Source organism: Mesobacillus jeotgali (genome assembly GCF_031759225.1).
Lineage (GTDB): Bacteria > Bacillota > Bacilli > Bacillales > Cytobacillaceae > Mesobacillus > Mesobacillus jeotgali_B.
In genome coordinates, this window is sequence record NZ_CP134494.1 from 685,356 (window position 1) to 702,746 (window position 17,391).

The 17,391-nt window shown below is 44.0% G+C and carries 15 protein-coding genes; 10 read left to right on the forward strand and 5 right to left on the reverse strand.

Going from position 1 to position 17,391, the window contains the following annotated elements; genetic code table 11:
• Positions 1-45 precede the first annotated feature (45 nt).
• Positions 46-1,539 carry a peptide MFS transporter gene (locus RH061_RS03435; RefSeq protein ID WP_311073953.1) on the reverse strand — a complete coding sequence of 498 codons (1,494 nt, stop codon included), beginning with the start codon at positions 1,537-1,539 and terminating at the stop codon, positions 46-48.
• 316 nt (positions 1,540-1,855) lie between these two features.
• On the opposite strand from RH061_RS03435, the gene RH061_RS03440 reads away from it, so the two are divergent.
• The 5 genes from RH061_RS03440 to RH061_RS03460 all read left to right on the forward strand — a co-directional run bounded on the left by RH061_RS03440 (position 1,856) and on the right by RH061_RS03460 (position 6,892).
• Positions 1,856-2,311 (forward strand): DUF305 domain-containing protein, encoded by a 456-nt coding sequence (locus tag RH061_RS03440; RefSeq protein WP_311073954.1) that lies wholly within the window; start codon positions 1,856-1,858, stop codon positions 2,309-2,311.
• A 120-nt stretch (positions 2,312-2,431) separates the two neighbouring features.
• Positions 2,432-3,286: a P-loop NTPase family protein gene (locus RH061_RS03445; protein ID WP_311073955.1), complete on the forward strand. Its 855-nt coding sequence runs from the start codon at positions 2,432-2,434 to the stop codon at positions 3,284-3,286.
• Between the two features lie 168 nt (positions 3,287-3,454).
• A complete protein-coding gene (locus RH061_RS03450) occupies positions 3,455-3,670 on the forward strand; it encodes a hypothetical protein (protein WP_311073956.1) in 216 nt (71 codons plus the stop codon).
• A gap of 20 nt (positions 3,671-3,690) precedes the next feature.
• The gene (locus RH061_RS03455; protein ID WP_311073957.1) at positions 3,691-4,728 is read left to right on the forward strand and encodes a DUF5667 domain-containing protein; all 1,038 of its coding nucleotides are present in this window, start codon (positions 3,691-3,693) and stop codon (positions 4,726-4,728) included.
• Positions 4,729-5,398: 670 nt separating this feature from the next.
• Positions 5,399-6,892 (forward strand): amidase, encoded by a 1,494-nt coding sequence (locus tag RH061_RS03460; protein WP_311073959.1) that lies wholly within the window; start codon positions 5,399-5,401, stop codon positions 6,890-6,892.
• Between the two features lie 77 nt (positions 6,893-6,969).
• Here RH061_RS03460 and RH061_RS03465 read toward each other — a convergent pair whose 3' ends face one another.
• Positions 6,970-7,461, reverse strand: coding sequence for a hypothetical protein (locus RH061_RS03465; RefSeq protein WP_311073960.1), 492 nt, complete (start codon positions 7,459-7,461; stop codon positions 6,970-6,972).
• A 114-nt stretch (positions 7,462-7,575) separates the two neighbouring features.
• On the opposite strand from RH061_RS03465, the gene RH061_RS03470 reads away from it, so the two are divergent.
• Complete coding sequence (locus RH061_RS03470) at positions 7,576-8,022, forward strand: DUF4385 domain-containing protein (protein ID WP_311073961.1); 447 nt, start codon at positions 7,576-7,578, stop codon at positions 8,020-8,022.
• A gap of 41 nt (positions 8,023-8,063) precedes the next feature.
• Here RH061_RS03470 and RH061_RS03475 read toward each other — a convergent pair whose 3' ends face one another.
• Positions 8,064-9,719 (reverse strand): glycerol-3-phosphate dehydrogenase/oxidase, encoded by a 1,656-nt coding sequence (locus tag RH061_RS03475; protein WP_311073962.1) that lies wholly within the window; start codon positions 9,717-9,719, stop codon positions 8,064-8,066.
• 142 nt (positions 9,720-9,861) lie between these two features.
• Positions 9,862-10,431 (reverse strand): glycerol-3-phosphate responsive antiterminator, encoded by a 570-nt coding sequence (locus RH061_RS03480; RefSeq protein ID WP_311076254.1) that lies wholly within the window; start codon positions 10,429-10,431, stop codon positions 9,862-9,864.
• Between the two features lie 151 nt (positions 10,432-10,582).
• Here RH061_RS03480 and RH061_RS03485 point away from each other — a divergent pair, with 151 nt between their 5' ends.
• Both RH061_RS03485 and rnjA read left to right on the forward strand, forming a co-directional pair.
• Positions 10,583-11,503 (forward strand): methyl-accepting chemotaxis protein, encoded by a 921-nt coding sequence (locus RH061_RS03485; protein WP_311073964.1) that lies wholly within the window; start codon positions 10,583-10,585, stop codon positions 11,501-11,503.
• A 512-nt stretch (positions 11,504-12,015) separates the two neighbouring features.
• The gene (rnjA, locus tag RH061_RS03490) at positions 12,016-13,680 is read left to right on the forward strand and encodes a ribonuclease J1 (protein WP_311073966.1); all 1,665 of its coding nucleotides are present in this window, start codon (positions 12,016-12,018) and stop codon (positions 13,678-13,680) included.
• Between the two features lie 85 nt (positions 13,681-13,765).
• Here the strand turns inward: rnjA and RH061_RS03495 are convergent, their stop codons facing one another.
• A complete protein-coding gene (locus RH061_RS03495; RefSeq protein WP_311073968.1) occupies positions 13,766-15,622 on the reverse strand; it encodes an LTA synthase family protein in 1,857 nt (618 codons plus the stop codon).
• Positions 15,623-15,934: 312 nt separating this feature from the next.
• Between RH061_RS03495 and RH061_RS03500 the strand changes: the two genes are divergently transcribed.
• Together RH061_RS03500 and RH061_RS03505 are read left to right on the forward strand one after the other, a co-directional pair.
• Positions 15,935-16,804: a cation diffusion facilitator family transporter gene (locus tag RH061_RS03500; RefSeq protein ID WP_311073970.1), complete on the forward strand. Its 870-nt coding sequence runs from the start codon at positions 15,935-15,937 to the stop codon at positions 16,802-16,804.
• 84 nt (positions 16,805-16,888) lie between these two features.
• Positions 16,889-17,080, forward strand: coding sequence for a hypothetical protein (locus RH061_RS03505; protein ID WP_311073971.1), 192 nt, complete (start codon positions 16,889-16,891; stop codon positions 17,078-17,080).
• Positions 17,081-17,391: the final 311 nt, after the last annotated feature.

Genomic DNA, 17,391 nt, shown 5'->3' on the forward strand with positions numbered 1-17,391 from the left:
AAAGACGGCCCTCCCATAGGAGTAGCCGTCTTTTGCATAACTGTATTACTTGATTCCCTTCATGTATCCTTGAATCTTCGGAGACATGATGAACAGGATGATACCTAGTACGATGGATGCTCCACCGATTGTACCGAAGTAAGCCATCTCTGTTTCAGCAGAGTAGAATTTAACGATTTGTGCGTTGATTGCTTGTGCTGCAGCACTTGCAAGGAACCAGAGGCTCATCGTTTGTGCAGAGAAAGCAGCAGGTGCCAGTTTAGTTGTTGCTGAAAGACCAACAGGTGAGATCAGCAATTCACCAAATACGACGATCAGGTAGCTAAGTACAAGCCATAATGGGCTGACTAGTGCATCTGAACCTGTGAAGTATCCAGGAATCAGGATGACAAGGAATGAAAGACCAGCGAACATCAATGAGAATGAGAATTTCTTAGGAATTGATGGCTGGCGGTCCCCCATTTTCACCCAAAGTCCTGCGAAAATCGGTGCAAAAATGATGATGAATAGCGGGTTAAGCGACTGGAACCAAGCTGGGGAAATGGAGATACCAGCGAATTCTAATTGCGTACGCTTGTCCGCATAGTTTGCAAGGATGGTTGATCCCTGCTCCTGGATTGCCCAGAACATGACAGCTGCCAGGAATAAAGGAATATAAGCAAGAACGCGAGAACGTTCGACTTCTGTTGTTTTCGGGCTGCGGTACATGACGATAAAGTACGCAGTCGGAATTAAGATACCTAGGATTGTAACAAGGTTAATAAAGCTTTCGAATGTTAAAAGTCCTGCAGGAATTAAAATAGCACTTAAAATACCGATAGCGACGATTGCAACAGCAATGATCGTATAAGTTTTCTTCTTTTCAGAAGGTGAAAGCGGGTTTGGCACTGCTGTTCCAGCAAGGCCAAGGTTCTTTTTCTTTGTCAGGACAAAAACAACTAGTCCAAGGAACATACCGAATGCGGCAATAGCAAAGCCGTAATGGAAGTTGTAAGCATCAGATACTGCTCCAACAATCAGTGGCGCAAGGAATGCACCTGCGTTGATTCCCATGTAGAAAATAGTGAAACCAGCGTCCCGACGAGCGTCGTTTTCGCTATACATTTCACCAACGACAGTCGATACGTTTGGCTTCAGAAGACCTGTACCGATGACGATCAGGATCATGGAGACGAAGAACATGGTTACACTTCCAGGAATTGCAAGCGCAATGTGTCCAAGCATGATCAGGATTCCACCATAGAATACAGCTCGTGAAGTACCGAAAATACGGTCAGCAAGCCATCCGCCGATAACACCAGACATATATACGAGTGATCCGTAGATGGACATGATGGATAATGCGAGTGTTTCATCTAGGCCCAATCCGCCTTTTGAAACTTCATAATACATGTAGAATACGAGGATCGCTCTCATTCCATAGTAAGAAAAGCGCTCCCAGAATTCTGTGAAGAAAAGAGTGAAAAGTCCTTTGGGATGTCCGAAGAATCCAGTTTGCGGGACACTGTCCACAATTTTCTGCCTATTTAGGTTTGACATGGTTACCCCTCCCTATTTTTCTATATTAGAATACTTTTTGATATGTGAATTGTCAAAAACAATATTAGGAAGGAATCCATAAAATGTTGATATATAAGTGTTTTTTCGCGTTTTTACTCAAAAAGAAAGTGTATTAAAAATTATTTTATTAATAATAATTCATTAAATAATCAGGTAAATTAGTAAAATTCTACCATGGTGCACCAAACCGTATTTACCCCTTTTGGCAAAATGGCAAACCATCAATTGGAAGAATATTTATTAGCCAGTAGGGTATTCGTAGAATATCAGTCATTAATGAAAAGGAGGGAAAAGGATGAAAAATAACTATGGCAGATTTGCCCTGATGGTTTTGACTTCCACGGTCATCATGTTCATTCTGATGTATTTGAATGCCTATAGTATTGATCATGTCTTCTTCAGTGAAACAAGATTGTACATGGCCTTGATCATGGGTGGTGTGATGGCGATTGTGATGCTCGCGTTCATGCTAAAAATGTATACTAACAAGAAAGTGAACATCAGCATATTCGCCGGCAGTGCCTTGTTGATTGCGGTTTCGCTTTTCCTGGTACGCAGCCAGACAACAGTCGATGATACATCATGGATGAAAGCGATGATCCCTCACCACTCCATTGCCATCCTGACAAGTGAGCGTGCCAAAATAGAGGATCCCCGGGTGAAAAAATTAGCTGATGAAATTATCAAGGCACAGCGTAAAGAAATCAGTGAAATGAAGACGCTGATCAAGGACCTTGAAGAGAAAGAATAGAAGAAGTGGTCACAAGAGCCTAATCAACATCTCTGATTAGGTTCTTTTTTTATGTTGAAAGAGGGAAACTCGCTGGCTGTGAAGAATTATCGTAGGAACTAATTAATAGGAGTGCATGAAATGAAGACGAAGTTAATTTTAGTAGAGGGTCTTCCAGGATCGGGAAAGTCGACAACCGCAGGATTGATACATGAAATTCTAACCGAGAATCAAGTGTCTGCTGAGCTTTATATGGAAGGGAACCTTGATCATCCGGCAGATTATGAGGGGGTTGCTTATTTTACAGAAGAAGATTTTGAAATTCTTCTTAAAGAGAGCGGCAGTCTCAGCAAGGTTTTTCAGGAGCGGGTGACCGTTAAGAGGAATCGCCGCCTGCTTCCCTATATGAAGCTCAAAAATGAATTGGGCAGTAATTTTCCTGACGAATTGTTTGCCAACATATCCAAAAGAGATATATATGAACTTCCATTGGAGGAGAATATGGCAACCATTATTGAAAGCTGGGAAGAGTTTGCAAAACAAGCAGCTTCGGAAGAGAAGGTCTATATTTTTGAATGCTGTTTTATTCAAAACCCTGTGACTGTAGGTATGATCAAGTATGGTGCTTCAGATGAAGCAACCACTGATTATGTGAAAAAACTTGCACAGGCAGTTAAAGCTTTGAATCCTTTGCTTGTCTACGTGAAGCAGGAAGACCTGGAGAAGTCTTTCCGCAAAGCAGTAACCGAACGATCTGAAGACTGGATTAAAGGGTTTGTCGACTATTACACGTCACAAGGATACGGGCACATAAATGGACTAAGCGGGCTGGAAGGCACCATTGATGTCCTTAAAGCAAGACAGGACCTTGAGTATAGAATTCTTGAAAACCTGCCGATATCGATGAATATCCTGAATAATTCCCAATTTGATCTGGAGGGGCACAGGGAAAGATTAAAAAGATTATTAGTGCGTAACAATGTATTGAGCATTTAACCGAGGAGCCTCCTCCTTTTTTGGGACTAGGCTCTTTGGCATGTATCCTCCAAACAGATATTTGAATGAGTAAATAGTAGTATTATTTATAGAAGTATAAATTTTACCGACAAAAAGAAAATGATTGTGTCGAAAGTTTTACCGAGAAAGAAGGGGGATAACATACATATGAAAAAGAAAAAAATCACACACGTACTAGGCAGTACCGTATTATCATCTGCACTTGTTCTTTCGATGGGAACAGCTTCTGTTTTCGCTAACGAGGATGAGACAAATACTCAAGAAGTAACAGAGGCAGAAGGCCAGGAAACACAGCCTGTTGAGGAAACAACTGCAGAAGAACAACAGAGTCAACAACTGCAGAAGAAGAAAATGAAGTTGTAGAATCTGAAGAGGATCTTGAAGTGGTGGATTTGAATGAAGTTTCATTGATTCCCGGGGATTTCTTTTATTTCGTAAAAGTCATTACTGAAAAAATTCGTCTTGCAGTAACATTTGATGATTATAAAGAAGCGAAACTATTAGCAGAATTTGCGGCAGAACGAATTGCTGAAGCAAATGCATTAATTGCTGAAGGAAAAGTTGCTGAAGCGGAAGAGCTTTTAAAAGAGGCTGTATCAATCCAGGAATTCGCTGAAGAAAAATTGCCTGAAGCTGATAATGAGTCAGAAACCGAAGAAGAAAGTACAGAAGGCACTCAAGAAGAGGCGGCAGAAGGAACTGAGGGTGGAGAGACAGAAACGACTGAAGAAACTGATGGTGAATTGACAGAGCCAACGGAAGACTTGGTAGAAAGCAAGCTTGCCAACAACTTAGACTCTCTTTTAGCTGTTTTAGCAAAGGTTGAAAATCCTGCTGCTCAACAGGCGATCATGAAAAATATCCAAAAGTCATTTGAAAAAATGGAAAAGAGATTCAAGAAGCTAGAAGAAGCTGATGCTAAATTCGCAGAAAAAATGGCGAAAATAGAAGAAAAGCTAGCAAGCGGACAAATTTCAACTGAAGAAGCAGACCGTGAGAAAACAAAGCTTGAAGAAGAGCTAGAAAATAAAGTGGAAAAGATCGAGGAAGAAGAAGCAAGAGATGTTGAAGAAGTAAACAATGAAGCAGCAAAAGCAACTGAGGAAGCAGAAAGAGAAGATGAGAAAAAAGAACAGGAAGAAGTAAAGAAAGCAGAAGAGAAGCAGAACGAAACAGCTAAGAAAGCTGAAGAAAAACAGCGTGAGGCAGAAGAGAAGCAGCGCGAAGCAGCTAAAAAGGCAGAAGAAAAGCAGCGTGAAGCTGTAAAGAAAGCAGAAGAGAAACAACGCGAGGCTGAAAAGAAAGCGGAAGAGAAGCAGCGTGAAGCAGCTAAGAAAGCAGAAGAAAAACAGCGAGAAGAAGCTAAAAAAGCTGAAGAGAAAAAGCGTGAAGAAGAAAAGAAAGATAAAGACAACGAATAAATTGTTAGAAAAAAAATGCTGCCAGTGGCAGCATTTTTTGTTTTTAACAGAGAGACTCCTTATAACTTGGATTCAGATTCTAATTGGGTCTTTATTTCATCAAAGGAACTAGTTCCTTTGCTTATCTAAGGCCGAATTTCCTCATGCAATTGAACACGCATTGCTCATATCGCGGGTCATTACTGCCATAGGTTGCAAAGCAATTATTTATGCATTGCTGATAACTGCCGTGGGTATTGAAATGACCAGGAGTTGGTCCATGGGGCATAGGCCAGTGACCAGATGGCGTTGGACTGCCAGGAGGCCAGTGGGGTTGGATTGGCCCTCCCCAAGGCTGTCCATGTGGTTGTCCCCATTGTCCAGGAGGTCCACCCCAAGGTTGCCCTGAAGGCCCGGGTCCAAGTGGTCCAATCCCGCCGGGTCCTACCCATTGACTGCCACCGCCGCCAGGTCCGAAAATACCAGGTGTTAAAGGGTTGAATGACATATATATTACACTCCATTCATGTGGATATTCGTTTTTATTAGGCTATTCAACTTATTACTGCGATGTGATTTTTGGAATCTATCATCGTGGAAAGAGAGCATACCTATTTTAAACAGGCATAACCTAAGAGGATTTTTAATATTTTTAGAGAAAGTAGATATAAAAAAGGTGGTGGCGAGGGCAATGGAGGGGTTCAATTACAAGGGATATGACGGGCTTGGACTTGCGGAACTGGTAAAAAAGAAAGAGATTCAGCCCATTGAACTGGTTGAGGAAGCAATCGCTTTGACAGATTCATTGAATCCAAAAATGAATGCAGTCATCAACAAAATGTACGAGCAGGCAAGAAAGGCAGCAATAAGAGAATTGACAGGCGTTTTTGCAGGTGTGCCTATGCTTCTTAAGGATATCTCGCAGGAGATTGAAGGAGAACCGATCACGGCTGGATCAAAGGCTTTTTTAACATACCGGGCAAAAGTAGATTCAGAGTATACTAGACGCCTGCGACAGACAGGTGTGGTTTTCCTGGGCCAGACGAATGTGCCTGAGTTTGCCCTGGTGGCGGTGACGGAACCTGCTCATTACGGACCGACGCGCAATCCGTGGAATCTGGACCATACTCCAGGCGGATCCAGCGGGGGTTCGGCAGCGGCTGTTGCCTCGGGAATCGTTCCGATTGCCGGTGCCAATGATGGCGGAGGATCGATACGCATCCCGGCTGCCTACTGCGGATTATTCGGGCTGAAGCCTACCCGAGGCCGTACGCCAGTTGGGCCGAACTACGGCCGGGCATGGCAGGGGGCATCTGCTGAACATGTCCTTACTCGTACAGTCAGGGACAGCGCGGCCATGCTCGATGTTCTTCACGGTCATGAACGTGCAGGCGCGTTTTCTGCTCCGCCTTTTGAAGGCAGCTATCTAACAGCTGCAGCAACTCCTCTTGGTAAAAAGCTCCGGATTGCTTTTTCGGTAAAATCTCCGATTGGAACGGAGGTGGATGCTGATTGCAGGGAGGGTGTCCTGAAAACGGTGCGGCTGCTTGAATCAATGGGTCACCATGTTGAAGAAGTGGAAGCGCCAGTGGACGGAGATAAAATCGCGAAAAGCTATTTGACGATGTATTTCGGCGAAACGGCAGCACTTTTAGCCTCATTAGAGGAAGTGCTTGGACGAAAAGCGACTGCCGCTGATGTGGAGCCAACGACCTGGCTGCTTGGCCTGCTTGGCAAGGCCACATCTGCAGAAGAATTCGTTTTGAGTCTAAGAGAATGGGATCGGGCTGCACTGCAAATGGAAACCTTCCATGAAACCTATGACTTTTACATCACACCAACAACCGCTCATCACCCTGCGAAAATTGGAGAGCTTGAGCCGTCATCATCTGAAAAGTTCCTGATCAGTACTGTCGGCAAGCTCGGAATCGGCGGCGTATTGAAGAAGGCGGGAATCGTCGACCAGATTGCCCAAAAGAATCTCGCACGAACGCCATTCACCCAGCTCGCCAATTTGACAGGCCAGCCAGCGATGTCGCTGCCGCTGCACCAGACAAAAAACGGCCTGCCAGTCGGTGTACAGGTGATGGCAGCCAGAGGCAAAGAGGATTGGCTTTTCCAATTGGCAGGGGAGCTTGAGGAGTCTGAATTATGGCAGGATGTAAGGAAAAACCCATTATTCTAAGTTTAATCAAACGTTTGATTAATAGTGGTCAAACCATTGATTCTCTTGAAAAGAGGCAGCTGCGGCTGCCTCTTTTTTTAACATAGAACAATAATCCTGTATGGTGTAGTTTGCGCTGGAATGCTGAAAGTAGAGGGACCATAAACCACAATCAAGTTCCGGTTTGCGGGACTTTTTGTGAATCTCTGGCCATTCTCCAATAAAATAGGTATTCCGGGTGAAAGGTTAAGCTTCAGCATACCATCACTGCTGATCAGCTGGCTGTTGAAAAAATCAACCTTAACATTCTGGCCGGGGGTTTCTTTTACCATGACGAGCGCCCTGTATTGTGGCGGATAAATCAGCGGCACAGGTGCATCGGCGTCATAATAGCCTGTCACCTGGTCGCCAATCCTGACCATTGCCTGGTCGACGAAATAGGTTTTCGGTTCAACCACAAAATTCACTTGTCTTCCCGTTCCATCAATGACAGACATCAAGGTATAGCAACCTTCATTTGCTCCGGAGGGTGTAATTGGAAAATCATTGATCATCGTTACGACTCCTCTGAAAGGCTGGTACTTCACCATTTTTCTCACTCCACTCATAGTATTCATGCCTATAGTCTATTCGCTCAGTAGATAACCGTGCTTGTTACTCAGCTGTTATAAAAGGGTAAATAGCCATTAAAAAGGAATGGTAGTATGCCTTTCAATTATGACCTAAATTTTGATGAGATTGATTTCCGCGAGCAGCCTGAGCTGTACCGGGTGGGCAGGGGCGAACAGGGCGTTCTGCTGGTCGAGCCGTATAAAAGCGAAATCCTGCCGCATTGGCGCTTTAAGACTCCGGACATCGCCAGGGAATCGTCTGAAAAAATATATGTGATGTTTTTGGATTATAAAGCGAAAAATGATTTTGTCGGCATGGATATGGCGAGGAAATTCCTGCAAATGGGCTACACTCGCGCTCGCCGCTATACAAATTATAAGGGCGGCAGAAAATATGATGAGGACGGCAAGGTGAAGGAACGGCAGAATGATCCAGTGAAGGCCGAGTCTGCAGCAATCTTCATGGAAAAATGGAAACAGGCCAGAACCGATAAAGAATATCTTGAGATGAAAAAGGACCACCAGAGGAAATATGGATAAAAAGAACCCCTGATGAACTGGGTAACATCAGGGGCTTTGCTTTATTTTACCGGGATCACTGCTTCATTTAAAGCTCCTTCAAGCTCCAAAGTAAAGGCTTCTGTTTGCTGCTCGCTCCAGCTGAATTGGTCACGCATGAAGTTAATAACATTTTCCTTGAAGTTATGCACAAGGTGGATATCAAATAAAACCGCTCCTGTGCGCCTGTTGAAGAAGTCGACTGGCGTTGCTGCCGCTTCATATTGGATGCCATAAATCAATTTTGCGAACAACTCCAATGGCAGGCCATATTGATCTGCTTCCTTTTTGTATTCAGCAGCTAACTGGAACAGAGTAGGGGCGTTTGATCCGTACTGGTATGCCAGACGGCGGGCTTCATCTTTAGTAAAGCCAGCCTTAATACCTTCTTCAAGCTGTTTTTCCACAAAAGAGTCAAGGTTGGCAGAACCGCCGACATCTCCGCCTGAAATCGGCAGATTCTTCGTCTGGCAGCCAGGGAAGCTGAGTCCATATTCTCTATCGAACTTGTCGGCAAGCAGGTCGACAATCGTTTCGGCCATTTTACGATAGCCAGTCAATTTCCCGCCAGCAATGGTGATCAGTTTTGAATCTGATTCCCAGATTTCATCTTTCCTGGAGATTTCAGAAGGTGCCTTGCCATCCTCGTGGATCAGCGGCCTGACGCCAGCCCAGCTGGATTCAACATCTTTTTCCGTAACATTCACATCTGGGAACATGTATTGAATCGCTTTTAGCAAATAGCTTCTGTCTTCTTCCGTCATGCCAGGATTAATCGGATTTTCATTGTAAAAAGTATCGGTCGTGCCGACATAGGTTTTGCCATCGCGCGGAATCGCGAAGACCATCCGTCCATCAGGTGTGTCAAAATAGATCGCTTGCTTAAGCGGGAAGCGTGACTGATCAATGACGATATGGACACCTTTTGACAGCTTGAGTGTTTTTCCTTTTTTCGAATCATCCATTTCACGGATTCCATCCACCCATGGGCCAGTAGCATTCACCACTTTTTTAGCATGGACTTCGTATTCCTCGCCTGTTAAAAGATCCTGTACCAGGACGCCTGCAACAATGCCATTTTTATAAATAAGGTTTTTAACTTTGGAATAGTTCAATGGCGTCGCGCCTTTATCCACAGCCTGCTTCATGACCTCGATTGTCAGGCGGGCATCATCGGTGCGGTATTCCACATAATAGCCGCCGCCCTTCAATCCGTCTTTTTTTACCAGCGGTTCCTTTGCTAAAGTTTCAGCCGCGCTGAACATTTTCCTGCGCTCCGATCTTTTAACGCCAGCCAAAAAGTCATACACCCTCAGGCCGATAGAGGTGCTGAAACTGCCGAATGTTCCGCCCTTATGGAAGGGGAGCAGCATCCATTCTGGTGTCGTGACATGCGGTCCATTTTCATACACAATCGCACGTTCCTTGCCGACTTCAGCCACCATCTTTACTTCGAATTGCTTTAAATAACGCAGGCCGCCGTGCACGAGCTTTGTAGAACGGCTTGAGGTGCCTGCCGCAAAATCCTGCATTTCCAACAGAGCAATATTCATTCCTCTAGTTGCAGCATCCAGCGCTATGCCGGCACCGGTAATGCCGCCGCCAATCACAAGGACATCGAATGTTTCATTTTTCAGTTTCGTTACTATATTTTTACGGTCGAGATTTGAGAATCTCATACGATACGCCTCCTTGAATATGAAAAAAAGAGAGACCACAAACAACATTATCGCCCAAAAGCCGTAATGTTATCGTGGTCTCTCCAGTTCTCCTACCCGATTTATTAACTTGTAATCATTATATCACAGATTTGCTGGGTTTTCATGTGTCTGAATTCTGAATTTGTATATCTTCCCACAATTCCCTTTTGGAAGTGGTGATCGCAGAAGCTCCAGCGTCCAGTGCGTTTTTTACTTCCTCAGGAGTCCTGATCAGGCCGCCTGCAAAGATCGGAATATTGACGCGTTCCTTTACCTCCTTGATCATCCAGGGCATTGCTCCTGGTAAAACCTCAATATAATCAGGGCGCGTTTTTTCAATGAGTTTATAGCTTTTCTCGAGTGCATGTGAATCAATCAGGAAGACCCTTTGCACAGCGAGTACGCCTTTTTGCTTTGCCTTTAAAATGACACTCGATTTCGTGGAGATCAGGCCATATGGTTTGTATTCCTGGCAAAGATATTCGGTTGAATAGTCATCGCTTTTCAGTCCCTGAATCATATCCACATGATAAATTATTTTTTTGCCATAGCTTTTTGCCATCGCATTGATATTTTTCAACTGGGCGATATGCACTTCCAGCATGACACCAATTTCAAAAGGGCTTTTGAGAAACTGCTCAAATTCCTTCATGTTTGAAGATGCGGGCAAGATTTTTTGATCCAAAAGAATCCCATCCTTAACTAAGATTATCCATATCTTAACATGAGACGTACGTTGTTTCTATGGCGCAAAGGACAGAGCATACTCAAAATTGTCTATGTGCCCCAAGACTAGTACTATAGTAACAAAGATACATATCAAATGACGATGAGGAGTCAACATGCAAATTAATATGGAAAAGAAGAGCACACAGGTTTTCGAAAAAGACGCCGTCCTGGCAGCCATTGAAAGGTCTTTGGCGATGATTGAGTTCGATCCTGACGGGAAAGTGCTCTGGGCGAATGAGAACTTTGCACGGACGATGGGCTATCGAGTGGATGAAATGCCAGGACTTTTGCATAAACAGTTTTGTACAGCAGAGTTTGCAGGGAGCAGGGAATACACAGAGTTATGGAGAAACCTTCGCAACGGCAAAAGCTTTCAGGAAAAAATCCAGCGGGTCACGAAAAGAGGGAAACTGCTCTGGCTGGAGGCTACCTATACCCCAGTTTACGATACTTTAGGGAGAGTTGCGGGTGTGGTAAAAGTGGCCACGGACATAACACGACGGGAGTTAAGTACAACGAGACTGGCTGAAGAGCTTCAGCAGATGTCTGAAAATCTTAGCGAACGCGCGGAAGTGGGCATTGCGAGAAGTGAAGAGGCAGCCACAGCAGCCATCAGGCTAGCAGAGGAATCCAAAGAAAATCTCGAAATTCTCGAATCACTAAAATCACAGGCCAAATCGATCGGCAGCATCGTCCAGACGATCCGCGAAATCGCTGCACAAACCAACCTGCTTGCATTGAACGCAGCAATTGAGGCAGCAAGAGCAGGAGAACATGGAAGAGGCTTCAACGTCGTTGCCGGAGAAGTCAGGAAACTTGCGACTCGCGTCCAGGATTCAATCCAGGAAGTCAATGAACGGATCGAAGGCATCGCAGGTGAAATCACCAAAATAAACGAAGCCACACAGCGCTCACAAAATGGAATCACCAACAACCAGAAACTCAATGAACAAGCAGTCACCGCCTTCAAAGAAATCGGCAGCGCCGCACACGAATTGGACCAGCAGGCCAAGACATTCAAGGAAATTTTATAAAGGACATGGACACCGCGGTGATGGCGGTGTTTTTTTGATGTGGATAAAAAGGGGATGGGTTGTCGTGAGCTAAGGAGATCTGTTTTATGATAGGAACGTTCTATAAACCCGAACAGTTGGAAACATCAGTAAAAGGTCATTAGAATTTTTCTATGAGCCAGATGGATTGGAAAAAGCACCAAAAGTTCATATAGAAGCAATATGCACCTGCATTACCCGAAAAAGAGCCGAAAGAGCCAAAACGGTAAAAGCAGAAGCTTTTTCTTCTTCGGAAATATAAAATCTCCCGGTACAATGCAATATTCATCCGAACTCAGCAACTTTTCTCCTATATTTCTCGTCTCAATCGTACAAGGGAGAGCATTATTTGTTGTAACGTTTAATTTATGGTATATTTTAAGAACTTCAAACCCCTATTTTCTCCATCTAATTTCTTCACTATTCTTTAAAAAGAGATATGATTCCCATGGGAATTGATAAATACATTTACACAAAGAAACAGGAGCTGAACTATGGAAACGAAATTGAAAAAGGATCTCAAGATTTTCGCTTTGGGCGGTCTTGGTGAGATCGGTAAAAATACGTATGTCATACAATATAAAAATGAAATGGTGTTAGTGGATTGCGGAATTAAGTTTCCGGATAATGAGTTGTTCGGAATTGATTATGTGCTCGCGGATTACACCTATTTGAAGCAAAACCAGGACAAGCTGGTCGGGATTTTCGTCACTCATGGCCATGAAGACCATATTGGCGGTTTGCCGTTTTTGCTGCAGGATGTGAAGGCGCCGATTTATGGAGGCGATTTTGCAGTTGAGTTGATCAAGTCCAAATTGCAGGAACACAAAATCAAGGGTGTGAAGTTCCACCAGATCAACAATGATACAGTCGTGGAGTTCCAGAATATCAAGGTTCGCTTTTTCCGGACAACCCACAGCATCGCGGATTCATTCGGGGTAGTCGTGACGACTCCGGAAGGGAATATTGTGCATACTGGCGACTTCAAATTCGATTTAACACCGGTTGGAAGAGGCACTGATTTTCAGAAGATCGCAGAAATCAGCAGTGAAGGTGTGCTGTGCCTGTTATCGGACAGCACGAACAGTGAACAGCCAGGTTTTTCTGTATCTGAAAGACGTGTCGGGGAAGCCATCGAGGATATCTTCCAGACGGTGGATGGCCGCGTTATTTTCGCAACCTTTGCATCCAATATTGACCGAGTACAGCAGGTTGTGAAGTCATCCCTCAAGTATAATCGAAAAATTGCTATTGTTGGCCGAAGTATGGAGAAGACGTTCGAGATCGGTCGCAGGCTGGGTTATATCACGGCGCCGGATGAGGTATTCGTCAGCATCAATGAGATCGGACAGGTTCCAAGCCATCAGCTGACAATCATCTGTACCGGAAGCCAGGGCGAGCCTATGGCAGCCCTTGCACGGATTGCGAATGGTACGCACAGACAAATCTCGGTCATACCTGGAGATACGATTGTCTTTTCATCATCACCGATACCAGGTAACACAATCAGCGTAAACCGAGTGATTGATAAATTGCACCGAATCGGCGCTGATGTCATCCATCATAAGATCAGTGAAGTCCACACTTCTGGACATGGTAAGCAGGAAGAACAGAAGCTGATGATCAAACTGCTGAATCCGAAGTTTTTCATTCCGATTCATGGTGAATACCGTATGTTGGATCAGCACGTTAAATTAGCTGAGCAATGCGGAATCCCGCGTGAAAACTCGTTTATTTTAGATAATGGGGATGTCCTGGAACTGTCTGCTGATGGCGGCCAGCTTGGCGGAAAAGTGCCGGCACAGCCAGTTTATGTCGACGGCAGCGGAATCGGCGATATCGGACATATCGTGTTAAAAGACAGAAGAGTGCTGTCCCAGGACGGACTTGTGATCGTCACGATGATGATCGATCGTGAGAAAAAGCAGCTTGTCAACAAGCCGACAGTGGTGACAAGAGGATTCGTCTACGTCAGGGAGTCAGGCGACCTGATGAAGAATGTTGAAGAATTGATCAAAGATAAAATTGTAACGGAATTGGCAGGAGGCACTAAGGACTGGTCAAGCATCAAGAAGGCAGTCATCGACGTCGTCAACCCATTCCTGTACAGCCAGACAGGCAGAAGGCCAATGATTTTGCCGATTATTATGGAAGTTTAATTTTGAGAACGCTCCTTTATGGGGCGTTTTTTTTTATCAAACTCAATTTAAAAACCCCGCTGATTAATCAGCGGGGTCGCAATCATTATTCTTCATCTTTTTCATAAAAACGAAGCAAGTCTCCGTAAATGATCTGGTCAGAGTAGCTCAGTTCGTTCTTGGCGTGCTCGATATATGGTTCACAGCTTGCGCCATCTGTTGGCTCTCCTGTGGCTTTATCGTAGCAGACGCCTTTCGTGTAAACTACGTCTTCAGTAATGAAGCTTCCGTCTCTTAGGGCAACAAAGTTATCCTGCTCTTCGGAGAACATGTCTGCTCCAAACTGGATATCCTGCTTAGTATCGATGCCAGCAAGATTCAACAATGTTGGGCGAAGGTCGATTTGACCAGTTACAGTTGAAATGGTCTTGCCTTCATGACCCGGGATGTGAATGATCATTGGCACACGCTGCAGTTGAGTTGAAACGAACGGCGTGATTTCCTTGCCAAGGTACTGTTCCATTGCCTTGTTATGGTTCTCGGAAATTCCATAGTGGTCACCGTAAATCACAATAATTGAATCTTCGTAAAGTCCTTCAGCTTTCAAATCTTCGATGAACAGCTTTAATGCTTCATCCGTATAGCGGACGGTTGGGAAGTAGCGGTTCAAAGTGCCGCTGTTTGAATCAAACTCATCGATGAATTTGTCCTCTTCATCCAGTTCGAACGGGAAGTGGTTTGTCAGCGTAATGAACTTCGCGAAGAACGGTTTTGGCATTGCTTTTAAATGTTCAACTGACTGGTCAAAGAAATCCATGTCTTTCATGCCCCAGCCAACAGAGTTTTCTTCATTCACTTCATAATCTGGCAATGAGTAGAAACGGTCATAGCCGAAGTTGTTGTACATTACGTCACGGTTCCAGAAGCTCTTATTGTTCGCATGAAGCTTCGCTGTGTAATAAGAGTTTTCCTTAAGCCTTTCAGCAAGTGACATGTACTCATTCCCTGAGTGTGTGAAGAACACTGCTCCGCGTCCAAGCGGATACAAAGAGTTTTCCAATAAGAATTCAGAGTCAGAAGTTTTACCTTGTGCAGTCTGATGGTAAAAGTTATCAAAGTAATAGCTGTCTTTAATAAACTCATTCAAGAATGGCGTGATTTCCTGGCCATTCACCTTCTGTCCGATGACAAAATTCTGGGTGGATTCCATTGAAATGACAATGAGGTTCTTACCCTTTGCAGCACCGAACATTTCTTTTGACGGTTCTTTATATTGAGCGCGAGTATAGTTCTCGATTTCGGTCAACTGGTTGCCATCTGCCATGGCTCTTTGTGCAGTTGTCTTAGTTTGCAGGTACGCATCGTAGATATGGTGATTGTAAGTACCGATATTTTTAACCAGGATCTCCCTGTCAAACGTACGAGTCAGCAATTCAGGACGCTCAGACTCAGAAAGCCCAAGGTTGAAAAAGGCAAGACCGAATGCACTGAAGTAAAAGGCAGCTGCATATACACTCTTGTACTTTTTAAAAGTGATCTTAGGCGTCTTTACAAAAGCAAGTGCTAAAATCAATAATGCATCGGCAAAATAAATGATATCAGTCCAGCCAACCAATTCCCCGACACTGCTCTTTAAATCACCCATATTGCTTGTCTGAGTCAATAGCGGAATCGTGATGAAATCACTGAATTCCTTATAGTAAACAACATTGGCGTAAAGAATAAAGGAAGTGATGAAGCTTGTCGCGACGACAAAAATCTTTTGCTTCCTGCCTGCCATGAAAATCCCGAGTCCCATCACGAACATAAGGAAGCTCAATGGGTTGATGAACAGGATGAATTCCTGCATTTTATTTTCGATATCTATATCAAAATTGAACTTATAAACGGTGTAGGTTTTTAGCCATAATAGAACAATGGCGATCAAGACAAAACTTACGGACATATTCTTTTTAGTCCCCATGCAATCCCTCCTAGGAATCTATTGAAGTTTTCATTTTACCACAATTGAAAATAGATTTGTAGCTGAACCGATAATCGCGTAATTTTCCGATATTTATTAGTACGAATTAAACACCTGAAAAGTTTATGGTAATTATTCCTATTTAATAAAACTGTAGCGCTTCGCGGGCTAAATCGGCTCTTACGCTTTTTTTTGCCGCAGGAAACTTTTTTGCTGCCATGTCAATTATATGGGCAAGGGTAAAAAGGTTGCTGTAGACTTACTCACTTCTTGATTGTTAAAATGTTCTAGCAGTTGAATGGAGGCCAGTCCATGAATGAACAACGTTATTCTAATTTGAAACTAGGTGAACGTGGAGCGATAATAAGTATCATCGCTTATATAATTCTTTCTGCTTTAAAGCTTTCTGTAGGTTATATCAGTGATTCTGAAGCATTGAAGGCTGATGGCCTGAACAATACAACCGATATTTTAGCGTCGTTATCCGTTTTGATCGGTCTGAGGCTGTCGCAAAAACCTGCGGATGATGACCATCTTTATGGCCACTGGAAATCGGAAATGGTTGCTTCGATGGTGGCGTCCTTTATCATCATTGTTGTCGGTTTCCAGGTTTTAACCAGCGCCTTCACATCCGTTTTCGAAGGATCTGAGGAAGCACCAGATCTTATTGCTGCCTGGACGGGTTTATTTTCGGCACTCATTATGTATTTCGTGTATCGTTATAACCGGAACCTCGCTCACAAAATAAAAAGCCATTCGGTCATGGCCGCGGCTAAAGATAACCTGTCCGATTCATGGGTGAGTATCGGTACGGCCGTCGGCATCATCGGCTCCCAATTTGGTTTGCCTTGGCTCGACCCGGTGACCGCGTTCATTGTTGGCGCACTGATTTTAAAAACAGGTTGGGGCATTTTCCGTGAAGCGTCCCACCAGCTGACAGACGGATTTGATGTTGACCTAATTAAAGAATATAACGATACCATCTGTAATATTCCTGGTGTCAAAGGAATTAAGGATTTAAAGGCACGGAGCTACGGCAACAATATTGTCGTCGACTGCGTCATCACCGTGAATCCGACCCTCGACATCAGCACCGCACATGACATCTCGACAAGGGTCGAAGAGAAACTGATGGAAGAATACGATATATATGATGTCCATGTACATGTAGAGCCGGATTGATATTAAAAAGTTATGAATGACTATTGACTTGTTCATGCTATACTTAGCTGGAATTCTAGATTTTGAAGGGTAAAGGTAAAATAGATGAAGTTTATAAAATCACAGATGAAACAATTGGTTAAGGATAATCCGGAGCTGCAAACGCGCTTAACAAGTTTGATAAAAGAACATGACTTGGAGAAAAACTTTGCATTAAAAGCTTTGTATCACTCTGAAGTCGCTGAAGGCGGAAAGTATCAGCTCGCATACCAAGCACTTGACTTGCCCAAGGGGTAAGTCATTTTTATTTCGATTTCCACAAGGTAAGTTATAAGATATGGAATGGATAAATTTATACTTTGATTAGTGTCTAGCTCCAGCGCCTAGCCCCTCGAGACGTTTGTCTAGTGTCGCCTCCTAGAAACTCCGAAACTTCAACTCCGCCGGCAGAAGCAAAAAGCGCTTCTTTGTCGGAGTCTCCAGTTTCTGCGTTTCTTGACAGTCGGCTATACATTTCGAGTTCGGTCCGCCCAATGAAGTCAAAGAACGACTTCAATGGTCAGCCCTCCAACGGTTGTCGGGGCTGAGCAAGGCGCTTGCGCTTTTCT